General features: G+C 64.1%; 21 protein-coding genes. 4 read left to right on the plus strand and 17 right to left on the minus strand.

Going from position 1 to position 22,674, the window contains the following annotated elements:
- Nucleotides 1-200: 200 nt before the first annotated feature.
- The 17 genes from ACLV8F_RS09610 to ACLV8F_RS09690 form a co-directional block, all read right to left on the minus strand.
- Nucleotides 201-707 carry a BON domain-containing protein gene (locus ACLV8F_RS09610; protein ID WP_411884006.1) on the minus strand — a complete coding sequence of 169 codons (507 nt, stop codon included), beginning with the start codon at nt 705-707 and terminating at the stop codon, nt 201-203.
- A 154-nt stretch (nt 708-861) separates the two neighbouring features.
- Nucleotides 862-1,359 carry a thermonuclease family protein gene (locus ACLV8F_RS09615; protein ID WP_411884007.1) on the minus strand — a complete coding sequence of 166 codons (498 nt, stop codon included), beginning with the start codon at nt 1,357-1,359 and terminating at the stop codon, nt 862-864.
- A 113-nt stretch (nt 1,360-1,472) separates the two neighbouring features.
- Complete coding sequence (locus tag ACLV8F_RS09620) at nt 1,473-2,297, minus strand: DUF429 domain-containing protein (protein ID WP_411884008.1); 825 nt, start codon at nt 2,295-2,297, stop codon at nt 1,473-1,475.
- Nucleotides 2,298-2,312: 15 nt separating this feature from the next.
- Entirely contained in the window at nt 2,313-3,194 is an 882-nt protein-coding gene (locus ACLV8F_RS09625) for an EamA family transporter (RefSeq protein WP_411884009.1), read from the minus strand.
- Nucleotides 3,195-3,362: 168 nt separating this feature from the next.
- A complete protein-coding gene (locus ACLV8F_RS09630; protein WP_411884010.1) occupies nt 3,363-3,785 on the minus strand; it encodes a BLUF domain-containing protein in 423 nt (140 codons plus the stop codon).
- 2 nt (nt 3,786-3,787) lie between these two features.
- Nucleotides 3,788-4,510, minus strand: coding sequence for a GTP cyclohydrolase I (gene folE / locus ACLV8F_RS09635; RefSeq protein ID WP_411884011.1), 723 nt, complete (start codon nt 4,508-4,510; stop codon nt 3,788-3,790).
- 132 nt (nt 4,511-4,642) lie between these two features.
- Nucleotides 4,643-5,869: a cardiolipin synthase ClsB gene (gene clsB / locus ACLV8F_RS09640; protein WP_411884012.1), complete on the minus strand. Its 1,227-nt coding sequence runs from the start codon at nt 5,867-5,869 to the stop codon at nt 4,643-4,645.
- Between the two features lie 124 nt (nt 5,870-5,993).
- Complete coding sequence (gene nudB, locus ACLV8F_RS09645) at nt 5,994-6,440, minus strand: dihydroneopterin triphosphate diphosphatase (RefSeq protein WP_411884013.1); 447 nt, start codon at nt 6,438-6,440, stop codon at nt 5,994-5,996.
- Nucleotides 6,441-6,476: 36 nt separating this feature from the next.
- Complete coding sequence (gene aspS / locus ACLV8F_RS09650) at nt 6,477-8,282, minus strand: aspartate--tRNA ligase (protein WP_411884014.1); 1,806 nt, start codon at nt 8,280-8,282, stop codon at nt 6,477-6,479.
- A gap of 44 nt (nt 8,283-8,326) precedes the next feature.
- Nucleotides 8,327-8,968, minus strand: a complete 642-nt coding sequence (locus ACLV8F_RS09655; protein WP_411884015.1) for a DUF502 domain-containing protein — start codon at nt 8,966-8,968, stop codon at nt 8,327-8,329.
- On the minus strand, nt 8,968-9,351 hold the full coding sequence (locus ACLV8F_RS09660; protein WP_411884016.1) for an FmdB family zinc ribbon protein: 384 nt from the start codon (nt 9,349-9,351) through the stop codon (nt 8,968-8,970). Before ACLV8F_RS09660 ends, ACLV8F_RS09655 begins: the two co-directional genes overlap by 1 nt.
- 134 nt (nt 9,352-9,485) lie before the next feature.
- On the minus strand, nt 9,486-11,039 hold the full coding sequence (ubiB, locus tag ACLV8F_RS09665) for a ubiquinone biosynthesis regulatory protein kinase UbiB (RefSeq protein ID WP_411884017.1): 1,554 nt from the start codon (nt 11,037-11,039) through the stop codon (nt 9,486-9,488).
- A complete protein-coding gene (locus ACLV8F_RS09670) occupies nt 11,036-11,647 on the minus strand; it encodes an SCP2 domain-containing protein (RefSeq protein ID WP_411884018.1) in 612 nt (203 codons plus the stop codon). The genes ubiB and ACLV8F_RS09670 overlap by 4 nt, the downstream gene beginning before the upstream one ends.
- 149 nt (nt 11,648-11,796) lie before the next feature.
- Entirely contained in the window at nt 11,797-12,804 is a 1,008-nt protein-coding gene (locus ACLV8F_RS09675; protein WP_411884019.1) for a Tim44 domain-containing protein, read from the minus strand.
- Nucleotides 12,805-12,858: 54 nt separating this feature from the next.
- Nucleotides 12,859-13,590: a bifunctional demethylmenaquinone methyltransferase/2-methoxy-6-polyprenyl-1,4-benzoquinol methylase UbiE gene (gene ubiE, locus ACLV8F_RS09680; protein ID WP_411884020.1), complete on the minus strand. Its 732-nt coding sequence runs from the start codon at nt 13,588-13,590 to the stop codon at nt 12,859-12,861.
- Between the two features lie 167 nt (nt 13,591-13,757).
- Nucleotides 13,758-14,171, minus strand: coding sequence for a gamma-butyrobetaine hydroxylase-like domain-containing protein (locus ACLV8F_RS09685; RefSeq protein ID WP_411884021.1), 414 nt, complete (start codon nt 14,169-14,171; stop codon nt 13,758-13,760).
- Nucleotides 14,172-14,263: 92 nt separating this feature from the next.
- The gene (locus ACLV8F_RS09690; protein ID WP_411884022.1) at nt 14,264-18,163 is read right to left on the minus strand and encodes a DUF3683 domain-containing protein; all 3,900 of its coding nucleotides are present in this window, start codon (nt 18,161-18,163) and stop codon (nt 14,264-14,266) included.
- A 232-nt stretch (nt 18,164-18,395) separates the two neighbouring features.
- Here ACLV8F_RS09690 and ugpB point away from each other — a divergent pair, with 232 nt between their 5' ends.
- The 4 genes from ugpB (at nt 18,396) to ACLV8F_RS09710 (ending at nt 22,664) form a co-directional block, all read left to right on the plus strand.
- Nucleotides 18,396-19,712 carry a sn-glycerol-3-phosphate ABC transporter substrate-binding protein UgpB gene (gene ugpB / locus ACLV8F_RS09695; RefSeq protein ID WP_411884023.1) on the plus strand — a complete coding sequence of 439 codons (1,317 nt, stop codon included), beginning with the start codon at nt 18,396-18,398 and terminating at the stop codon, nt 19,710-19,712.
- Nucleotides 19,713-19,843: 131 nt separating this feature from the next.
- On the plus strand, nt 19,844-20,725 hold the full coding sequence (gene ugpA / locus ACLV8F_RS09700; protein ID WP_411877363.1) for a sn-glycerol-3-phosphate ABC transporter permease UgpA: 882 nt from the start codon (nt 19,844-19,846) through the stop codon (nt 20,723-20,725).
- Nucleotides 20,726-20,755: 30 nt separating this feature from the next.
- Entirely contained in the window at nt 20,756-21,607 is an 852-nt protein-coding gene (gene ugpE, locus ACLV8F_RS09705; protein ID WP_411884024.1) for a sn-glycerol-3-phosphate ABC transporter permease UgpE, read from the plus strand.
- 37 nt (nt 21,608-21,644) lie between these two features.
- Nucleotides 21,645-22,664 carry a sn-glycerol-3-phosphate import ATP-binding protein UgpC gene (locus ACLV8F_RS09710; protein WP_411884025.1) on the plus strand — a complete coding sequence of 340 codons (1,020 nt, stop codon included), beginning with the start codon at nt 21,645-21,647 and terminating at the stop codon, nt 22,662-22,664.
- Nucleotides 22,665-22,674 lie beyond the last annotated feature (10 nt).

Below are 22,674 nucleotides of genomic sequence, written 5' to 3' on the forward strand. Positions count from 1 at the left end.
CTGACGAGCCCCGGCCACCGCAGGGTGGCTGGAAAAGGCAGGCGTGGAATTTCCATGGCCTGCCTTTTCTACGTCTGCGTTTTACTACATCCAGGTTTTAAGTCCCCCGTTGGATCCAGCCAAAAGAAACGCCACCCGCTTCCGTCAGGAAACCAGGTGGCGCGGCGGATGGCGCGAGGCCATCCTTGATGGGTTCGGGCTTAGCTCGCGGCCTTGACCACCAGCTTGTTGTCCACCGAACTGACGCCCTTGACGTCTTTGGCCAGCGTGGTGGCTTTTTCGCGGGCGGCCTCCGTGGGCGCGGAGCCGTTGAGGGTCACGGCGCCGTTGCGGGTGTCGACGTTGATCTTGAGCGCACTGAGGTCGGGATCTTTCGCGAACCCAGCCGTGACGGTCGTGGTGATGGTCAGGTCGTCGATTTTTTCACCGGCTTTGGCGGCCATGTCCTTGCCGGACGCTTCGGCGCTTTGGGTCGCATTTTTCATCGCAGTGCCGGCGCTGGCCATTTCGGCTGCGGCTTTGGCCTTGGCCTGGGCGGCGGCCTCTTCGGTTTTGGCAATGGCAGAGTCGAGTTGCTGGCCGGCGGTTTTCCCGTCGTCCTGTTTGTTGCAGGCCGACAGGGCAAGCGCCAGCGATACCGCGCTGAGGATGGCCAGCGGCCGAAGGGCTTGGCCTGCCTTCAAAGGATTGGAATGGCTTGGGATCATGATGGCTCCTTGTGTGGATGTGCGAAGCCTGGCGTACAGGTCAGGCGCTATGGGCGGCGAAGGAAATTCGCGCACATTCACTCTAGCCAGCCATGCGGGCGCCGCACAGCGGCATCGGCTGAAACAGCCGTAGGACAAAGGACGGCCTGCCGGCTTATCGATGGCAGCTGCCGTGCTGGCGGCGAAACTGCGCGGGATACACAGGCGCCGCGCCGTGCGACGGCGAAAAAATCCCCACACCCGCCGCCCTGGCGTGCCGCTGTTGCGAGGCATAAGGGCCGGCGTTGGCGCGGTAGCGGTAAGACCAGGCCAAACCCTGCGCCACCATCCACAAGCCGGTGTCCTCGCCCTGGAGCGTGATGGTCGCAAGCAGGCGTCCGTAATCGTCGTGACGCCGGCCGTGCACCGTCACGCGCTGGCCCTGCACCTTGCGCCTGAGCGCGTCGCGGGAAGCCGTGCCGCCGGCCTGGCAGATCTCCGGCGCGTCTATGCCCTCGATGCGCACGCTGAGGGGCTTGCCGCCGCCGGGCGGCCGCACACGGATGGTGTCGCCATCGACCACATAGGTGACCGTGCCGGACCAGGCGGACGCGGAGGCTTTGGCCGGCGGGGATGCCTGCGCCGGCAGCCATGCGCACAGCAGCGCGATCATCGCGAATACTCTGAGAGAAAAAGACATTCCAGGCGGAGAGTGAACTTCAGGGGAGACGGGCTTTGAATGTACTGGACAAACAGACAGCCTTTGTGGATTCCCCGCTTGAATCCTCAAGCCGTAACGATCCAGCCTTCCAGCGCGTCCATCTCCAGAGGCAAGCCATAGCGCGGCGCGCCCTGCTGCATTGCCCAGGCGGCCTGCATCAGGCACAGCACGGCGTCCAGGCTGTCGCCACTGGCATCGTCGACCAAGGCATCGCGCTGGGCGTGGCTGACCTTCAGGCGCAGCCCCAGCCGGGTTTGCCCGTTTTCCAGTGCAGTGATCAGGTCCTTGCGCGCGATCAGCCGTTCCGGCGTCTGTTTGGCTTTGTCGTCACTTTTGTACGAGCGGCTGCCCAGCACCTCGCGCGCCAGCAGGCCGGGGTAGCCCTCCAGCGCGACACGGTTCACGTCACCTTCGTGCAGGCCCGGCAGGTGCACGCCGGCCGCCAGCAGCCGCGGCACGCCGGCATGCAGCATGTAGGCCACCGGGGGGTTAACCCATTTCATCGAGGGGCTGGAGCCGGCCGGGCCGTCGGCCGCGCGATGGGCGAATTTCCGCCCGGCGGGGCGCGCATCGCAAAACGCGGCAAAGGCTTGCCGGATGTCGGCGCGGCTCAGTACGGCGTAATGCGCCATCAGTGCGGGCCAGGCAAGGGGCCAGCCGAGATGCTCCACCAGTTCGCGCGGCAGGCCGAACGGAAAATCGAAAGCGCCCAGCCAGCCGGTAGTCTGCTGCAGCCAGGCCTCAAAAGCATCCAGCGATTCGAGGCGCTCCAGTTTCGTGAGCTGGACGCGTTCGTTTACGCTGGTCCCGCAGGCCAGGACAATGGGCTTCCTGCGCGTTGGAGCGCTGGAAAAATCACATCCAATCAGTAAAGGCGTCTCAAGCGGCATGGCGGTATTTTGCTGTCAGCCCAGCGCCAGTGCCATCACACCCGCGGCAATCAGGGCAGCGCCCAGCAGCCGCTGCAGGCGGTCGCCTTCACCGAGCAAATGCCCGCCGATCAGCGCGGCAAACAGCATGGAAACTTCACGCGCCGGCGCCACATGCGACAGCGGCGCCACCTGCATGGCATACAGCACCAGCACATAGGAGACCGGGCTGATGGCGCCGACCATCAGCGCGTACTTCCACTGCCGGCGCCACAGCGCGGCTGCGGCTGGCCGGTCACGCAGCACAGCAGGCGCGAGCACAGCTACCCGCACAAAATTTCCCAGGTAATCAACCAGGATGGGCGACATCAGCAAGAACCTCACGCCGTACCCATCCACCACGGTGTAGCTGGCAATGAAGGCGCCTGTGAGCAGGCCGTAAGCCATGCCTTTGTGCACGCGGCGGCGCTGTGCCGGGTCATGCGCCGCACGCAGCAGGCCGGGCCCGCCCGCAATCAGGAACACGCCGCCCACCACACCGGCAATGCCGGCCACACCCACGGTGGAAATCTGCTCGCCCAACAAGGTGATGGCTACCAGCGAGGAGAGCAGGGGCCCGGAGCCCCGCGCCAGCGGGTAAACCACAGTCAGATCGGCTTTTCGGTAGCCGCGCAGCAGAACCACGTAATACAGCACGTGCAGCACACCGCTGACCGTGACAAGGGTCCATTCGGTCCAGCCCCACTGTGGCAACACCCCCCAGCTGGCCCACAGGCCAACCGGCGCCCAGATGAACATCATCATCACGCTGGTGAAAAAGGCAAAGCGGGCATCCCCTCCCGCCTTTTTGGCGGCAATGTTCCAGCTGGCGTGAATCAGGCCGGCAAGAACAATCAAGGCAAGGGCGGAAAGGGGCACCGGTCAAGCCAACACAACAAGGCTGCAGTGCAGCATGAAGCGTTCCTTACCAGCCAGGGCCGCGGAACCGGCTTCGCCGGGCCGCAGGCGCAGCGCCCCTCCTCCTCCTCGAAGCCAGGGGCAGCGACTGCCGCAGCCTCGCAGCGGCGGAGCGTGGGGGCAAAATGTTCAAACGCGCCCGCAGATGGCGGCGGTGGCCATCAGGTCTTCAAGCAGCGCGTACGAGACCTTGCCGGAAACGGAATAAGGGTCGAGTTCGGCCTTCTCGGAATACTTCAGCAGGATGGAGTGGTTGAGCTTGGAGAGGTTGACCTGCCCCATGGTCCAGCCGCCGAAACGCCGCTCGGAGATTTCCTCGAAGTGCAGCAGCACCACGTCCTTGTGGCGGGCATCGTGCTGGATATGGCCGAACAGGTCGCTGACCGCCGTGCGCCCGCCTTCGATGGCCTGCAGGAAGATGCCGCCGCCATAGCAGAGGATGCCGGTGATGCCCGTGGCCGGGTTGTGCTGGCGCGACTGCGACAGGATGCCCTCGATGGCCTCGGGGCTGGTATCGACCGCGCGGCTTGCGTAAAGTAAACGGACGAGCATGTTTAGCCTTTCTGCGGGATCAGTGCGAGGAATTCGCGGCGCAAGGTGGAATCTTTGAGGAACACGCCGCGCATCACCGAGTTGATCATCTTGCTGTCCATGTCTTTCACGCCGCGCCAGGCCATGCAGTAGTGGCTGGCCTCCATCACGATGGCCAGGCCATCGGGCTGGGTTTTTTCCATGATGAGGTCGGCCAGTTGCACCACGGCCTCTTCCTGGATTTGCGGGCGGCCCATGACCCATTCGGCCAGGCGCGCGTATTTTGAGAGGCCGATCACGTTGGTGTGTTCGTTGGGCAGCACGCCTATCCAGATGCGGCCGATGACGGGGCAGAAGTGGTGCGAGCAGGCGCTGCGCACCGTGATAGGCCCGACGATCATCAGCTCGTTGAGGTGCTCGGCGTTGGGGAATTCGGTGATGGTGGGCGGCGCCACATAGCGGCCCTTGAAGACCTCGTTGAGGTACATCTTGGCCACGCGCCGCGCCGTGTTGTGGGTGTTGTGGTCGCCGGCGGTGTCTATCACCAGGCTGTCGAGCACGCCCTGCATCTTGATCTCAACTTCGTCCAACAGCTTTTCGAGCTCTCCGGGCTGGATGAACTGGGCGATGTTGTCATTGGCGTGGAAGCGCTTGCGTGCCAGGGCCAGCCGTTCGCGAATCTTGACGGAAACGGGCGTACCCTCGTCGGTCGCATCCTGGGGGGGCGTGTCGGATTTCATAAGCATGCCAGATATTACCAGCCCGCCCCGCCGGCGTCTTGTCCGGAATCTGACAGGGTCTTTGGCTTTCCGCCCTTTCTGCACGGGGACAAGCAGCTATCAATTTCGTAGCTTTCCAGGTGCTGACACCCGTGGCCGTCAATAGCGCTGCCGCGCCACCAGCAAAGCCAGCCGCACCAGGGCATAGGCCACCCAGCCCCGCAGGCGCTGGCCCAGGGGCCTGTGGCTGTGGGCGGCCGGATCCATGCGGCGCCCCTGGCTCACCATGGCCTCGCGCAGAATGCCCGTCAGCCCTTCGGCAAAGGCCTTGTCCTCGACCACCACATTGGCCTCGCGGGCCAGCAGCAGGCTCAGGGGATCGAGGTTGGACGACCCCACGGTGGCCCAGTGCCCGTCCACCACGGCGACCTTGGCATGCAGGAAGCCGGCTTCGTATTCATGAATTTCCACGCCCGCGTCCAGCAGCGCGCCGTAGACCGGCCGCGCCGCGTGGTACTGCATGAAATACTCGTAACGCCCCTGCAGCAGCAAGGTGACGCGCACGCCGCGCCGCGCGGCCCCGATGAGGGCGCGCCGCAGCTTGCCGCCCGGCAGGAAGTAGGCGTTGGCGATGATGATTTCGCGGTGCGCCTTGCCGATGGCCCGGCGGTAGGCGCGCTCTATGCTGCTGCGGTTGCGCAGGTTGTCGCGCAGGATCAGCGCCGCCTTGGGGCCTGCAACACCGGCGCCACTGGCCGCGACAAGCGACTTCGTGCCGGTGCGTCCGCCGTAGCCGGCCTCCTTGAACTCCTCCCACGCCGCGTTCATGTGACGCTGCCGCGCGCTGTAGCCGGCCTGCACGCGCCACCACAGCAGGGCCATGGCATCGGCGGCTTGCGCGGCCAGCGGCCCGGTGGCAGCGACGGCGAAATCGACGCGCGGAGCCTGCAGCTCGCCGTAATTGGGATCGTAAAAGTCGTCGAGCACATTGATGCCGCCGCAAAACACCGTGCTCTGGTCGACGACGCAGAGCTTGCGGTGCAGCCGGCGCCAGCGCTCGGGCAGCAGCAGGCGCAGGCCGTTCAGGCCTGAACCCAGCGGCGAATACACGCACCAGTCGACTTTGGCCTCCGCGAATTTTTCACGCCACTGCGGCGGCAAGGGGCTGGTGCCTATGCCGTCCACCAGCACCTGCACCGTCACGCCGCGCCCGGCCGCGCGAACCAGCGCCTCGGCCACCTCCGCGCCGGCGCCGTGGAAATCGAAGATGTAGGTCTCCAGCTGTATCCAGGTTTGTGCGGCATCCAGCGCCTTCACGAGCGCGGGGAAAAATTCCCGGCCGCCCTGGAGCAACTGCAGCGCGCCGGTCTTGTGGAGTGGAAGCATGGCCGGTGGCGTTCGTCCCTGTGGATGGAGAGTGGGCAAAGGAGTCCATCCCATTTAAACCGACCGGCCCGTGTTTGCCAATCCCGTAAAACGCCCGCTCACAAAGTGTTGCGCCTGGGTACCTTCAAGATAAAAAATTCGGCAGCAGCAACACCGCTTCGGCGTTCGATGGGGAAAAGCACAGGTCGGCGGCCGCATGCTGCGGCAGCCATTGCCAGGCGGTGTGCTCCCGGGGATTGAGCTTCACCTCTCGCGCTTGGGGCAGGCACAGGCTGAAGACATGCTCGGTGTTGCGAACGACCCCGGGCGCATAGCGATGGCACCAGACCGGGTAGATCTCATACACATTGGAAAGGCCCCAGTCGCGGAACCGGCCGGGTGCGGCGGCGATGCCGGTTTCCTCAAACACCTCGCGCATCGCCGTCTCCAGCAAAGGCTCATCGACGGTGTCTTTCGACCCCGTGACGCTTTGCCAGAAGCCGGGATTGTCGGCGCGCTCTATCAGCAGCACCTCGCGCCGCGGCGTGTGGATAACCACCAGCACCGATTCGGGGATCTTGAAGGCTTTCAAGGCACCCCCTCTCCGGGCCGGCGGTTGGCGCGCCGTTTAGACGGGCTGCGGGTTGCGCAGGCGGATGTGCAGTTCGCGCAGCTGCTTTTCGTCCACCGGGCTGGGCGCATGCGTGAGCAAGTCCTGGGCGCGCTGGGTTTTCGGGAAAGCGATCACGTCGCGGATCGATTCGGCGCCCGTCATCATGGTGACGATGCGGTCCAGGCCGAAAGCCAGTCCGCCGTGCGGCGGTGCGCCGTACTGCAGCGCATCCAGCAGGAAGCCGAATTTCTCCTGCGCTTCTTCAGGGCCGATCTTCAGCGCGCTGAACACCTTGCTTTGCACTTCGGCGCGGTGGATACGGACGGAGCCGCCGCCGAGTTCCCAGCCGTTGAGCACCATGTCGTAGGCCTTGGCGATGCAGCGGCCCGGATCCGTGTCCATCCAGTCCTCGTGCCCGTCCTTGGGCGCGGTGAAGGGATGGTGCACGGCGCTCCAGCGCTGGCCGTCCTCGTCGAATTCGAACATCGGGAAGTCCACCACCCACAGCGGCTTCCAGCCCTTGGTGAAGAGGCCGGTCTTCTTGCCGAAGTCGCTGTGGCCGACTTTGAGGCGCAGCGCGCCTATGCTGTCGTTGACGATCTTGGCCTTGTCGGCGCCGAAAAAGAGGATGTCGCCGTTCTGCGCGCCGGTGCGCTTGAGGATTTCAGCGATGGCCGCATCATGCAGGTTCTTGACGATGGGACTTTGCAGGCCGTCGCGGCCCTTGCTCACGTCGTTGACCTTGATCCAGGCCAGGCCCTTGGCGCCGTAGATCTTCACGAACTCGGTGTAGCCGTCGATCTCGCCACGGCTCATCTCGGAGCCGCCGGGCACGCGCAGGGCCACCACGCGGCCGCCCACGGCGGTTGCCGGCGCGCTGAAGACCTTGAAGTCCACGTCGGCCATGACGTCGGTCAGTTCGGTGAATTCCAGGTTCACGCGCAGGTCGGGCTTGTCGGAGCCGAAGCGGTGCATCGCGTCGGCGTAAGCCATGACGGGGAACTCGCCGAGGTCGGTGGCCAGCACGGTCTTGAAGATGTTGCTGATCATGCCCTGGAACATGTCGCGGATGTCCTGCTCGCCCATAAAGGACGTTTCAATATCGATCTGCGTGAATTCGGGCTGGCGGTCGGCGCGCAGGTCTTCGTCGCGGAAGCACTTGGTGATCTGGTAGTAGCGGTCGAAGCCGGCCACCATGAGCAGCTGCTTGAACAGCTGCGGGCTTTGCGGCAGCGCGAAGAACATGCCTTCGTTGACGCGGCTGGGCACCAGGTAGTCGCGCGCGCCTTCGGGCGTGCTCTTGGTCAGCATCGGGGTTTCGATGTCGATGAAGCCGTTGGCGTCGAGGAACTTGCGCGTTTCCATGGACACGCGGTAGCGCAGCATCAGGTTGTTCTGCATGTACGGGCGGCGCAGGTCCAGCACGCGGTGCGTGAGGCGCGTCGTTTCCGACAGGTTGTCGTCGTCGAGCTGGAAAGGCGGCGTCACGCTGGGGTTCAGCACGATCAGTTCATGGCACAGCACTTCGACCTTGCCGCTCTTGAGGTTGTCGTTGGTCGTGCCTTCAGGGCGGGCCCGCACCACGCCTTTGACCTGCACGCAGAACTCGTTGCGCACGCCTTCGGCGGTCTTGAACATGTCGGCGCGGTCCGGGTCGCAGACCACCTGGACGTAACCTTCGCGGTCGCGCAGGTCGATGAAGATCACGCCGCCGTGGTCACGGCGGCGGTTGACCCAGCCGCACAGGCTCACGGTTTGGCCCATGAGGCCCTCGGTCACCAGACCGCAATAGTTGGAACGCATTTGGGAAACGATGGCCATAAAAATACTCGAGCTTTCAGCGCCTCTGGGGCAGTTTTCGCCGTTTAAAGGGGAGGGGTCAGGGGCAGGGTCGCGGGCAACGGCGCAGGTTTTGCGGGCACCACGACACCCATGGAAATCACATAGGTCAGGGCTTCATCGACGCTCATCTTGAGCTCGATGCAGTCGCTTTTTTTCAGCATCACGAAGTAGCCGCCGGTGGGGTTGGGCGTGGTCGGGACGTAGACGCTCAGGTAGTCGCCCTGCAGATGGTTGACCACGTCGCCGCCGGGCGTGCCGGTGAGGAAACCTATGGTCCAGACGCCTTCACGCGGCCACTGCACCAGCAGCGCCTTGCGAAAAGCGTTGCCGTTTTCCGAGAACACCGTGTCGGAAACCTGCTTCACGCTGGAGTAAATGGAGCGGACGATGGGGATGCGGCTCAGGAAGGAATTGCCCCAACGAACCAGCTTCTTGCCGAAGAAGTTGCTGGCGATGGCGCCCATCAGGAGCACGATCAACAACGTGAGCAGCACGCCGAAACCGGGAATGTAAAAACCGATCAGCGTCTTGGGTTGCCAGGCCAGCGGCAGGATCAGCAGCGTCTGGTCCAGCGTGCCGACGATCCAGTCGAGCACCCACAGCGTGATCGCCAGGGGCACCAGCACCAGGAGTCCGGCCAGAAGCCATCGGCGAATCGAGGCCATCACGAAGAAGACTTGGAGGAGTTGGAGGAGCTGGAAGACGAATCGCTGCCCGAAGCCTTGGCAGGCGCGGCCGGTGCGGGAGCCGGGGCCGCCGCCGCGGCGGTGCTTGCCGGTGCGGACGAACCCGCGTCGGCAGGTTTGCCGCCGCCGGCGCCCGCGTCACCGGCGTCGGTCTTGGGCGCGGGCACGCCGGTGCTGTTGCCGCCGCGGAAATCCGTCACGTACCAGCCCGAGCCCTTGAGCTGGAAACCCGCGGCTGTGACCTGCTTTTTGAATGCGGGCGCGCCGCATTGCGGGCACACCGTGAGCGGCGCATCGGAGATTTTTTGCAGAACGTCCTTGGCATGCCCGCAGGACTCGCATTTATAGGCGTAGATTGGCATAGTGCTTAAGGCTTTGAGGGCTGTCCCAGGATATTTTCGGGAATTTCCCGGGAAATTTGCCTGGAAAAGGCTCCCAGATGCAAAGCCTTCAATTATAGGCCGTTGGGGGGCTGCCCCGAGCGGTTTCAGGGGCTTTAGAAGAGCCGGACCCGCAAGATAAGCTGCATGGCAATCAAGCCCAAAACAAAGCCCAAACCGCCGTAAATCAGGCCCTGCAGCAGCTTGTTGGTGCGTTTTTGCTCGTGCAGCAGCGCCTCGAGCTCCCGGCGGTTGATGCCGGGGGGCGATTTCAGGTACTGCGCCAGCAGGCGCGGCAAGCCCGGCAGCAGCTTGGCATAGGCCGGCGCCTCGGCCTTGAGCTGCGCCAGCAGTTTTTCGGGCCCCACCTGCTCCAGCATCCATTTTTCGAGGAAAGGTTTGGCGGTGCTCCATAGATCGAGGTCGGGGTCCAGCTCGCGCCCCAGGCCTTCGATGTTGAGCAGGGTTTTTTGCAGCAGCACCAGCTGGGGCTGGATTTCCACGTGAAAGCGCCGCGAGGTCTGGAACAGGCGCATCAGCACCAGGCCCAGCGAGATTTCGCGCAATGGCCGGTCGAAATAGGGTTCGCAGCAGGCGCGGATGGCGGCTTCCAGCTCGTCAACCCGCGTCTCGGGGGGCACCCAGCCGGATTCGAGGTGCAGCTCGGCCACGCGCTTGTAATCGCGCTGGAAAAAGGCGCTGAAGTTCTGCGCCAGGTATTCCTTGTCGACCTCGGTCAGCGTGCCCACGATGCCGAAGTCCAGCAGGATGTAGCGGCCGAAGGTTTCCGGCGCCAAGCTCACCTGGATGTTGCCGGGATGCATGTCGGCATGGAAAAAACCGTCGCGGAAGACCTGGGTGAAAAAGATGGTGACGCCGTCGCGCGCCAGCTTTTTCATGTCGACGCCGGCGTCGCGCAGGCGCTGGTCCTGGCTGATGGGAACGCCCTTCATGCGCTCCATCACCATCACGTCGGGCATGCAGAAGTCCCAGACCATCTCGGGGATCATGACCAGGTCCAGGCCCTGCATGTTGCGGCGCAGCTGGGCCGCGTTGGCCGCCTCGCGCAGCAGGTCCAGCTCGTCGTGCAGGTATTTGTCGAACTCGGCCACCACTTCACGGGGCTTGAGGCGCTTGCCGTCGGCCGAGGCGCGCTCTATCCAGCCGGCCATCATGTGCATCAGCGCCAGGTCTTTTTCGATGGCGGGCTGCATGTTGGGCCGCAGCACCTTGACGGCGACTTCGCGGCCGTTCGGCAAGGTGGCGAAATGCACCTGGGCAATCGAGGCGCTGGCGATCGGCGTGTGCTCGAAGCTCGCAAAAATACGGTCCAGCGGCCGGCCGAACGCCTTTTCAATGATGGCGACCGCGATCACGGAGTCAAAAGGCGGCACCCGGTCCTGCAGGCGGGCCAGTTCGTCGGCGATGTCGGGCGGCAGCAGGTCGCGGCGGGTGGACATTACCTGGCCGAACTTGACGAAAATGGGGCCCAGGCTTTCGAGCGCTTCGCGCAGGCGCGCGCCGCGCGGCGCCTTCAGGTTGCGGCCCACCGAGACGATGCGTGTCAGCAGGCGTATCCAGGGACGCTCGAAACTGGACAGCACCAGTTCGTCCAGCCCGAACCGCAGCATGGTCCAGACGATGAAGATGCCTCGAAAAAGACGCGTCATGCAGCGGCCTTCGCGGCCGGGGCGCCCTCGCCTGCCGCCGCGGGGCTTGCCGGGGCCGCCGCCGGGGTGGCGACCACGGATGAGACGGGGGCTGGGGACAGCGGTGTCCTGGCCAGGAATTGCTTGAGCCCCTCAAACAGCCGGCGCCCGGCGTCGGCCACCGCATGGGCGGGCGCGTCGCCGATCAGGCGCGAGAGGTCTTCCTCGGCGTCCCAGCGCAGGTTCTCGGCCAGCCAGCCGAGTTCGGCGGCGAGTTGCACGTCGCCTTCGATCTTCACCGGCGGCGGCTTGCCGGCCAGCACGGATTGCATGACGGTAAGAGGGGATTCGGTGGCGACGGCCAACGTGAGGTCCGGCGTGGCGCCGGGCGCCGCCCTGTCTACCAGGCCCGCCGGGGTGACCACCAGGTCGATCGAGAAAAGGCCCCAGCGCAGGTGAACCACGCGCCCCTTTTGCCGCAGCAGGCGGTCTTGCGCCTGCTTTTCCTGCATCAGCACGTGGTTCAGGAACAGCACCAGCCGCTGCTGCCCTTCATCCACCACCCAGGCGGGAGGCTGAAAACGGGTGGCAATGGATTCCAGAAATGAAAAAGGGGTCGTAGTGTTCATACGACCCCGATTTTGACAGCAATATAGCCCCCACGCTCCCCCACTTCGTGTGGGTCGCTGCCCCCCGAGGGGGCCGCTGCGCCTGCGGCCCGGCAAAGCCGGTTCCGCGGCCCCCTGCTTGAATGGGGAACCGCGACCTCAGCTAATGGTTATTGGAGAGCCTGGACCCCAGCTACCAGCCAGCCGCTGCCGCCGCTGCGCGGCTTGGTCATGTTCCACACTTCGCGGAAGGGGCTGGCGCCGGCGGAGGCGTCTTCGCGGATCATGCCGGAGAACTCGACGCTGGCCATGTAAACGTCGCTGAGTTCCTCGATGCCGAGCAACTGGGCGTCGAGCATCACGACTTCGGTCTTGTTGACCTGGCCGCCGGTGTGCGATTCGCGGTCGGCGAGCTGGGTCTTGATCTGCTCAAGCATGTCGTCGGTCATCATGGCGCGCAGGTTCTGGATGTCGGAGCGATCCCAGGCATCCTGCAGCGTAACGAAGTTGGCCTTGCTGGCCTTGAGGAAACCTTCGGCGTCAAACCCGGCCGGAACGCCCCAGGACTGCGAACCCAGCAGGGCCGAACCGATCATGGAGCCGCCCGCGACGGGCGCGGATGCATCGTATTTATTGGCATCGAAAGCCATGCTGCTGCGCTCCCAGGGGCGAGCGGAGGCATCGTTGCCCACGTTTTCGGGGCTGTAGTTCCTGGGGGTGGTGGCACTACCCGCGCCCTGGAAGGCAAACGGCGCCTGGTCGCGCGCAGGCGCGCCGGCCGCGCCGCCCTTGAGCTTGCGCATGACAAACCCGATCACCACCATGACCACCAGCGCCAGCAGGGCGAACATGATGATCTGGCCGAAGGCGCCGCCCAGGCCCAGCGACGAGGCCAGCCAGGCCAGGCCCAGGCCTGCGGCCAGGCCGCCCAGCATGGCGCCCCAGGGGCGCTTGGGCGCCTGCGCTGCCGGCGCCGCGGCGGGCGTGGCCGGCTTGGCGGCGGAATTGGTGGCCGAGTTGGCGCCGCCCGGCGCGGCTTCGCGTTGCGTGACGTTGGACGACTGTTTGCCGAACGACTTGCCGCCGCCCAGGCGTTTGGCCTCGGCCGACGTGCCTGCCAGGGCCATGACCGTGACCAGCACGGCGGAAAGAATTGCGGACCAGATTTTCGTTTTCATATCGTCTCCTTATTCACACTCAACACTTCAAATTCAATTCGGCGGTTCAATGCCTCAGCACTTGATTCCAACATGCAATGCCACTACGCCGCCGGTCATGTTGTGATAGTCCACATGGCCGAAACCACCTTTATGCATAAGGGCTTTGAGTTCGTCCTGGCTGGGATGCATGCGGATCGACTCGGCGAGGTACTGGTAGCTCGAGTCGTCGTTGGCCACCAGCTTGCCCAGACGGGGCAGGACCTTGAAGGAATACCAGTCGTAAATTTTTTCCAGCGGCTTGGCCACTTTGGAGAATTCGAGCACCAGCAACTTGCCGCCGGGCTTGAGCACACGGTTCATCTCGCGCAACGCGTCTTCCTTGTGCGTCATGTTGCGCAGGCCGAAGGCGACGGTCACCACGTCGAAGCTGGCATCCGGGAAAGGCAGGTGTTCGGCGTCGCACACCAGCGTCGGCAGGCTCACGCCGGCGTCCAGCAGGCGGTTACGGCCTTCGCGCAGCATGGCTTCGTTGATGTCCGTGTGCACCACGCGCCCGCGGCTGCCCACCTTGGGGGCAAAGGCCAGCGCCAGGTCGCCCGTGCCGCCGGCGATGTCCAGCACCTGGGAACCTTCCTTGACGTTGGCCACCAGCACCGTGTAGGCCTTCCAGGCGCGGTGCAGGCCCATGGACATCAGATCATTCATCACGTCGTACTTGGTCGCGACGGAATCGAACACGCCGCGCACGCGGCGCGCCTTGTCCTGCTCGTCGACGGATTGAAAACCGAAATGGGTGCTGCTCATGCGCCAATGCTAGAGGGCAAAGCGCGGATTGATCCCGACAACCCTGGGCCTGCATGGGACATTGCCGGTTTATTGCGGGCTTTTATGCTGGAAAAACAACAGTGCCGCAACAAGGGCATTCGCGGCCCTCGCGTTGCGTGGTGCGGGCCTGCGAGCGGTTTGCGCAATCAGTGGCTGGCGCAGCCGTGGCCGCCGGCTTCGGCCATGGGCGCATCACGGTCCACACCGGCCTCCTGCAGGCGCCGCTGGTAGTCATCCCACAAGCGGCTTTGCTCGGCGCCCAGGCGGTAGAGGTAATCCCAGGAAAAAATCCCGCTCTGGTGACCGTCGGAAAACACCGGCTTGACCGCGTAGTTGCCTATGGATTCGAGCTCGACCACATCGACTTCGCGCTTGCCGGTCTGCAGGACTTCCTGGCCCGGGCCGTGGCCTTGCACCTCGGCCGACGGCGAGTAAATGCGCATCAGCTCGAACGGAATGCGGAACTCGGCGCCGTCGGAAAAAGCGATTTCAAGAACGCGCGACTGGCTGTGAACCGTCAGCGCCGTGGGTGTCGGGGAACCGGGTTGAAGGCCTGCCATGGGACGATCGCTTTCTGAGGGAAAAAGGCCGGACGCGTCCGGCCTTCATGGTTTTGGCAATAAGCCCGTTGACATCGAAGCCCGCAGCCGGCCTAAACCAGCACGCGCTCGATGCCGCCGTGGTTGGCCGCCTCCACATAGGCCGGCAGCCACTCCTTGCCGAGGATCTGGTTGGCCATCTCCACGACGATGTAGTCGGCCTCGAGCAGGCCGTTCTGCAGGTCGTCGCCGTAGCGCGAGAGCCCTTGCAGGCAGCTCGGGCAGCTGGTGAGTATCTTGACGTTGCCGCTTTCGGCGACCGCGCCCGATTCCCGCAGGGTGGCCTCGCCCTTGCGCAGCTCTTCTTCCTTGCGAAAGCGGATCTGCGTGGAGATGTCGGGGCGGGTGACGCCCAGCGTGCCGGACTCGCCACAGCAGCGCTCGTTCTTGAGCACGTTGTCGCCCAACAGCGCCTTGACGGTCTTCATGGGCTCCTGCAGCTTCATGGGGCTGTGGCAAGGGTCGTGGTAGAGGTAGCCCGCGCCGGGCTGGTCGGTGCGCAGGGTGATGCCTTTTTCGAGCAGGTATTCGTGGATGTCGATGATGCGGCAGCCCGGGAATATCTTGTCGAACTCATAGCCCTGCAGCTGGTCGTAGCAGGTGCCGCAGCTGACCACCACGGTCTTGATGTCCAGGTAGTTCAGCGTGTTGGCCACGCGGTGGAACAGCACCCGGTTGTCGGTGATGATTTTTTCCGCCTTGTCGAACTGGCCGCTGCCGCGCTGCGGGTAGCCGCAGCACAGGTAACCCGGCGGCAGCACGGTCTGCACGCCCGCGTGCCAGAGCATGGCCTGCGTCGCCAGGCCGACCTGGCTGAACAGGCGCTCGGAGCCGCAACCGGGGAAATAGAACACGGCTTCGGTTTCGGAGGTGGTGCTTTTCGGGTTGCGGATGATGGGGACGTAGTCCTTGTCCTCGATGTCCAGCAGCGCGCGCGCGGTCTTCTTGGGCAGGCCGCCCGGCATCTTCTTGTTGATGAAATGGATCACCTGCTCTTTCACGGGCGACTTGCCGACGGTGGCCGGCGGCAGGGCCGTCTGCTTGCGCGCCAGCCGGCGCAACAGGTCGTTGGCCAGGCGCTGGGCCTTGAAGCCCACGCCCACCATGGCGCCGCGCATGAATTTGATGGTCTGGGGGCTGGTCGCGTTCAGGAAAATCATCGCGGCGGCGTTGCCGGGCCGGAAGGATTTTTGCCCCATCTTGCGCAGCAGGTTGCGCATGTTCATCGAGACTTCGCCGAAGTCGATGTCCACCGGGCAAGGCGTCAGGCACTTGTGGCAGACCGTGCAGTGGTCGGCCACGTCCTCGAACTCTTCCCAGTGCTTGATGCTCACGCCGCGCCGGGTCTGCTCTTCGTAGAGGAACGCCTCCACCAGCAGCGAGGTCGCCAGGATTTTGTTGCGCGGGCTGTACAGCAGGTTGGCGCGCGGCACGTGGGTGGCGCACACCGGCTTGCATTTGCCGCAGCGCAGGCAGTCCTTCACGCTGTCGGCGATGGCGCCTATGTCGGACTGCTGCATGATCAGCGACTCGTGCCCCATCAGGCCGAAGCTGGGGGTGTAGGCGTTGGTCAGGTCGGCCTGCAGGCCCTGCCCCTCCCTGCCAAGGTGCCCCTGGTTCCGCAGCAGCTTGCCTTTGTTGAAGCGCCCTTCCGGGTCGACCTTCTGCTTGTATTCGGTGAAAGGCCGGAGCTCCTCGTCGGTCAGGAATTCGAGCTTGGTGATACCGATGCCGTGTTCGCCGGAAATCACGCCGTCCAGCGAACGGGCCAGCACCATGATGCGCGCCACGGCCTCGTGCGCTGTCTGCAGCATCTCGTAGTCGTCGCTGTTGACGGGCAGGTTGGTGTGCACGTTGCCGTCGCCGGCATGCATGTGCAGCGCCGCCCAGACGCGGCCCTTGAGCACGCGCTTGTGGATGGCCGTGCATTCCTCCAGGATGGGCAGGAACGCGCCGCCCGAGAAGATCGCCTGCAGCGGCGCGCGAATCTGGGTCTTCCAGCTGGCGCGCAGCGAATGGTCCTGCAGTTGCGGGAACAAGGTGGCCACGCCTTGCAGCCAGCCGGACCAGAGTGCGCGCACCTCGCCCACCAGCGCCAGCGCCTGGCCGACACGGTCCTCAAGCAGCTCAGCCGACGGGATGTCGTTGGCGTCGTCCGACTTGCCCAATGGCAGGCTGCCCTTGAGGAAGAAAGCTTCCAGTTCGTCGCACAGCTTGATCTTGTTGCGCAGGCTCAGCTCGATGTTGATCTGCTCGATGCCGTCGGTGTACTCGGCCATGCGCGGCAGCGGGATGACCACGTCTTCATTGATCTTGAAGGCGTTGGTGTGCTTGGAGATGGCGGCCGTGCGCTTGCGGTCCAGCCAGAATTTTTTGCGCGCTTCGGCGCTGATGGCGATAAAGCCTTCGCCGCTGCGCGAGTTGGCGATCCGCACGATTTCGCTGGTGGCGCGGGCCACCACGTCGGCGTCGTCGCCGGCGATGTCGCCTATCAGCACCATCTTGGGCAGGCCGCCGCGCTTGGACTTGGTGGCGTAGCCGACGGCGCGCAGGTAACGGTCGTCCAGGTGCTCCAAGCCCGCCAGGATGGCGCCGCCGCGCTTTTGCTCGGCGAACATGAAGTCCTTGATCTCGACGATGCTGGGCACCGCGTCCTTGGCGTTGCCGAAGAACTCCATGCAGACGGTGCGTGTGTGCGCCGGCATGCGGTGCACGATCCAGCGCGCGCTGGTGATCAGGCCGTCGCAGCCCTCCTTCTGGATGCCGGGCAGGCCGCTCAGGAACTTGTCGGTGACGTCCTTGCCCAGGCCTTCCTTGCGGAAGGATTTGCCGGGGATGTCGAGCCGCTCGCGGCGCAGCGGCGTCTTGCCGTCGGCCTCGAAGTACTGCAGTTCGAAGCTGGCCATGTCGGCGTCGTGGATCTTGCCCAGGTTGTGGCCCACGCGCGTGACTTCCAGCCAGGTTGCCTCGGGCGTGACCATGCGCCAGGAGGCCAGGTTGTCAAGCGCCGTGCCCCACAGCACGGCCTTCTTGCCGCCCGCGTTCATCGCGATGTTGCCGCCTATGCAGGAGGCCTCGGCGGAGGTCGGGTCGACCGCGAAGACAAAGCCGCCGCGCTCGGCCGCATCGGCCACGCGCTGCGTGACCACGCCGGCTTCGGTCCAGATGGTGGCGACCGGTGTTTCAAGGCCCGGCAGCGAGACCATTTCGACCTCGGTCATGGCCTCGAGCTTTTCGGTGTTGATGACGGCCGACTTCCAGGTCAGCGGGATCGCCCCGCCGGTGTAGCCGGTGCCGCCGCCGCGCGGGACGATGGTCAGGCCCAGTTCGATGCAGGCCTTGACCAGGCCGGCCATCTCCACTTCGGTGTCGGGCGTGAGGACCACAAACGGGTATTCGACGCGCCAGTCGGTCGCATCGGTGACGTGCGAGACGCGAGAAAGGCCGTCGAACTTGATGTTGTCTTTGAGGGTCAGCTTGCGCAGCTTGCGTTCCGCCAGGCGGCGCAGGTCGTAGATCTCGCTGAAGGACGTGTAGAAACGTGCGACGGCGCCCCGGGCGGCGTCCAGCAGTTCGCCGACGATGGCGTCGCGTTGCGGGTCGACCTCCGGTGTGCGGCGCTTTTCCACCTCGGTCAGGCGGTGTTGCAGGGCGTCGACCAACAGCTTGCGCCGCTTCGGGTTGTCCAGCAGGTCGTCCTGCAAATAGGGGTTGCGCTGCACCACCCAGACGTCGCCCAATACTTCGTAGAGCATGCGCGCGGAGCGGCCGGTGCGGCGTTCGTCGCGAAGGCGGTTCAGCAGGTCCCAGGCCCGCTCACCGAGCAGGCGTATGACCACTTCGCGATCGGAGAAGGAGGTGTAGTTGTAGGGAATCTCGCGGATGCGGGCTTCGCCGGCCTTTGCGTCGCCGGCAAAGACATGGAGTTCTTGGAGTGTGGTAGGGGCGTTCATCGTGAAAAGCCAGCGGCTTCAGACCCTTGTCCAGCGCTGTTGCCCTATATTACCGCAGCGCAACATTTGGGGCGGCGTGTGCGTAGACCCCAAGGCAATCTTAAGTTATCTTATGGAAATCCCGCTTGTCGGGAGCGCCTCAAATCGCTTAAATCCGTCTGTCATAAACAGTTCCTAGACTGTCCCGTTTAACTTGGCGCGCCATGCGCGCGCCCAATTCCCAGGAGTTTTGATGAAAAACCGTCTTTCCGCGTTTGCTTTTGCGGCCCTAGGCCTTTGCGTGCCTTTGGCCAGCCAGGCGCAGACCGAGATCCAGTGGTGGCACTCCATGACGGCCGTGAATGGCGAGTGGGTCAACGACCTGGCCAAGCAGTTCAACGAAAGCCAGAAGGAATACAAGATCGTCCCCACCTTCAAGGGCACCTACGACGAATCCATGACGGCTTCCATCGCGGCCTTCCGCGCAGGCAACGCGCCGCACATCCTGCAGGTGTTCGAAGTCGGCACCGCCACGATGCAGGCCAGCAAGGGCGCCATCGTCCCGGTCGGCAAGATCATGCAGGACGCGGGTGAAAAGTTCGACCCGAAAGCCTACATACCCGCTGTGGCCGGCTACTACACCGCGCCGAACGGCCAGATGTTGAGCTTCCCGTTCAACAGCTCCACCACCATCTTCTATTTCAACAAGGACGCCTTCAAGGCCGCGGGCCTGCCGACCGACAAGGCCCCCGTCACCTGGCCTGAGGTCGTCAACGCCGCCGCCAAACTGAAGGCGTCCGGCCACAAGTGCCCCTTCACCACCGCCTGGCAGAACTGGACGCAGGTGGAGAGCTTCTCCGCCTGGCACAACGTCGAATTCGCCACCAAAGCCAACGGCCTGCAAGGCCTGGATGCGCGCCTGAAGGTGGATTCGCCGCTGCACATTCGCCACATCGAGAACCTGGCCAACATGGCCAAGCAGGGCCTCTTTGTCTACAAGGGCCGCGGCAACGTGCCGGAAGCCAGCTTCGTGTCGGGCGAGTGCGCCATGATCAATACGTCTTCGGGCTTCTACGGCAATGTGGCCAAGAATGCCAAGTTCGCCTATGGCCTGGCCCCGCTGCCTTACTACCAGGACGTTCCCGGCGCGCCGCAGAACACCGTGATCGGCGGCGCCAGCCTCTGGGTCATGTCGGGCAAAAAGCCGGCCGAATACAAAGGCGTTGCCAAGTTCTTCAGCTTCATCTCCACGCCTGAAGTGCAGTCGGCCAGCCACAAGCGCACCGGTTACCTGCCCGTCACGATGGCGTCGTACGACTTGACCGAAAAGTCGGGTTTCTACAAACAGAACCCGGGCACCGACGTCGCGGTCACGCAGATGATCCGCAAGGTCACCGACAAGAGCCGCGGCATCCGCCTGGGCAACTATGTGCAGATCCGCGCGATCGAGGACGAAGAACTCGAACAGGTCTGGAACGGCAAAAAGACCGCCAAGGAAGCGCTGGAGTCCATCGTCAAGCGCGGCAACGAGCAGCTTGAGCGCTTCCAGAAGGCCAACAAAGGCGGCTGATCGCCCACGAGACAGAGCAAGCCCGCCCGCCGGGCTACACTCGGCCCGCCTGAATCCCTCTTCCAGACAAGAGACGGCCAGGCGGGTTTTTATGTTTAAGCGCCCCCAAGTTTCTGCCCACTGAAGGCCCTATGGAAAAACGCGTTGTCTTTAAATCCAGCTGGCTGCCCTGGCTGCTGCTGCTGCCGCAAATGGCGGTCATCCTGGTGTTCTTCTTCTGGCCGGCGGCGCAGGCTTTGCTGCAGTCGCTGCAGCAGCAGGACCCCTTCGGCACCTCCGTCGAGTTCGTCGGCCTGGCCAATTTCAGGCAGTTGCTGGACGACCCGAGCTATGTGGAGTCCTTCAAGACGACCGCTTTCTTCTCGGTGATGGTGGCCGGCCTCGGCATCAGCCTGTCGCTGGTGCTGGCGGTGTTTGCCGACCGCATCACGCGCGGCGGCATGTTCTACAAAACGATGCTGGTGCTGCCCTACGCTGTGGCCCCGGCCGTGGCCGCCGTCCTGTGGGTTTTCATGTTCTCGCCCTCGCTGGGCGTGGTGGCCTACGCCCTGGGCAAGATAGGCATCAACTGGAACCACCTGCTCGATTCAGGCCACGCCATGACGCTGATCGTGATGGCGTCGGTCTGGAAGCAGATTTCCTACAACTTCCTGTTTTTCCTGGCGGGCCTGCAGTCCATTCCCAAGTCGCTGATCGAGGCCGCGGCGATCGACGGCGCGAAACCCTGGCGCCGCTTCTGGACCATCCAGTTCCCGCTGCTGTCGCCGACGACCTTCTTCCTGCTGGTCATCAATGTGGTGTACGCCTTCTTCGATACTTTCGCCATCGTCGACGCGGCCACCCAGGGCGGCCCCGGCAAGGACACCGCCATCCTGGTCTACAAGGTGTATTACGACGGCTTCAAGGCCATGGACCTGGGCGGCTCGGCCGCGCAGTCGGTGGTGCTGATGGTGATCGTGGTGGCCCTGACGGTCATCCAGTTCCGCTACGTCGAGAAAAAGGTTCAATACTGATGAAACCAGAAAAGAAAACGGGAGCCCACCATGGTTGAAAAACGCGGCACCCACGGCATCCTCGCCCATGTGATCGTGATCCTGGGCGTCCTCATCGTCGCCTTTCCCCTTTACCTGGCCTTTGTAGCCTCGACCCACACGGCACAGGAAATCGTGCAGGCACCCATGCCGCTGCTGCCGGGCACCAACATGCTCGACAGCTACAAGGCGGCGCTGTTCGGGCGCGAGTCCGCGGCCGGCTCCAATGCGCCGGTGGCGCACATGATGTGGGTCAGCTTCGTCACGGCGATGGTGATCGCCATCGGCAAGATCACGATCTCGCTGCTGTCGGCCTTCGCCATCGTGTACTTCCGCTTCCCCTTCAAGAAGACCTGCTTCTGGGCCATCTTCATCACCCTGATGCTGCCGGTGGAGGTGCGCATACTGCCGACCTACAAGGTGCTGTCGGACCTGAACATGCTCAACACCTATGCGGGCCTGACGGTGCCGCTGATCGCCTCGGCGACGGCGACCTTTTTGTTCCGCCAGTTCTTCCTGACGGTGCCTGAAGAGCTGACCGAAGCCTCGCGCATGGACGGCGCCAGCCCCATGCGCTTTTTCTTCGACGTGCTGCTGCCGCTGTCCAAGACCTCGATCGCTGCGCTCTTCGTGATCCAGTTCATCTACGGCTGGAACCAGTACCTCTGGCCGCTGCTGGCCACAACCAGCGAGGACATGTACCCGGTCGTCGTGGGCATCAAGCGCATGATCGCCGGCGGCGACGGCCAGAATGAATGGAACGTGGTCATGGCCACCGCCATCCTGGCGATGCTGCCGCCCGCCCTGGTGGTGGTGCTGATGCAGAAATGGTTCGTCAAGGGCCTGGTCGACACCGAGAAATAAAAGAAACACGCAAGCAAGACAAGACGGAACAACAACTATGGCATCCCTTTCATTCAACAACGTCATCAAACGCTACGGCTCCGGCAAGGACGCACTGCAGGTGCTGCACGGCGTGAACGCCGAAATCGCCGACCACGAGTTCATCGTCATCGTCGGGCCCTCGGGCTGCGGCAAATCCACCCTGCTGCGCATGGTGGCCGGGCTGGAGGAGGTCAGCGACGGGCAGATTTCGATAGGCGGCAAGGTCGTCAACGAGCTGGAACCCTCCGAGCGCGACATCGCCATGGTGTTCCAGAACTACGCGCTCTACCCGCACATGAGCGTGTTCGACAACATGGCCTATGGCCTGAAGATCGCCAAGGTGCCCAAGGACGAAATCAAGACGCGCGTCGACAAGGCCGCCAAGATCCTGGAGCTGGGCCACCTGCTGGACCGCAAGCCCCGCGCGCTTTCGGGCGGCCAGCGCCAGCGCGTGGCCATGGGCCGCGCCATCGTGCGCCAGCCGCAGGTGTTTCTGTTCGACGAGCCGCTGTCCAACCTGGACGCAAAACTGCGCGTGCAGACGCGCCTGGAAATCCAGAAGCTGCACCGCGAACTGGGCATCACCTCGCTGTTCGTCACCCACGACCAGGTCGAGGCCATGACGCTGGCCCAGCGCATGATGGTGATGAACGCCGGCCGTATGGAACAGTTCGGCACGCCCGAAGAGGTTTACAACCGCCCCGCCACCACCTTTGTGGCGAGCTTCATGGGCTCGCCGCCCATGAACCTGCTCAAGCAGGCGCCCAATGCCGACTTCGGCGGCAAACCCGGCGCCATCCTGGGCATACGGCCCGAACACCTGACGGCCGGCGCCACCGGCTGGGCCGTGCAGGTCGACACGATTGAAATGCTGGGCGCCGAGCGCCTGGTGTATTGCCGCATGGGCGATGAATTCCTGATCGTGCGCACCGACGAAAGCCTGTCGATAGCACCCGAGATCGGCGCGACCATCCACGTCACGCCGCGCGCGGACCGTCTGCACTGGTTTGATGCCGAGACCGGAAAACGCGTGTAATTTTTCAATC

Source organism: Polaromonas sp. YR568 (assembly GCF_943369675.1).
In the GTDB taxonomy this organism is placed as follows: Bacteria; Pseudomonadota; Gammaproteobacteria; order Burkholderiales; family Burkholderiaceae_C; genus Polaromonas.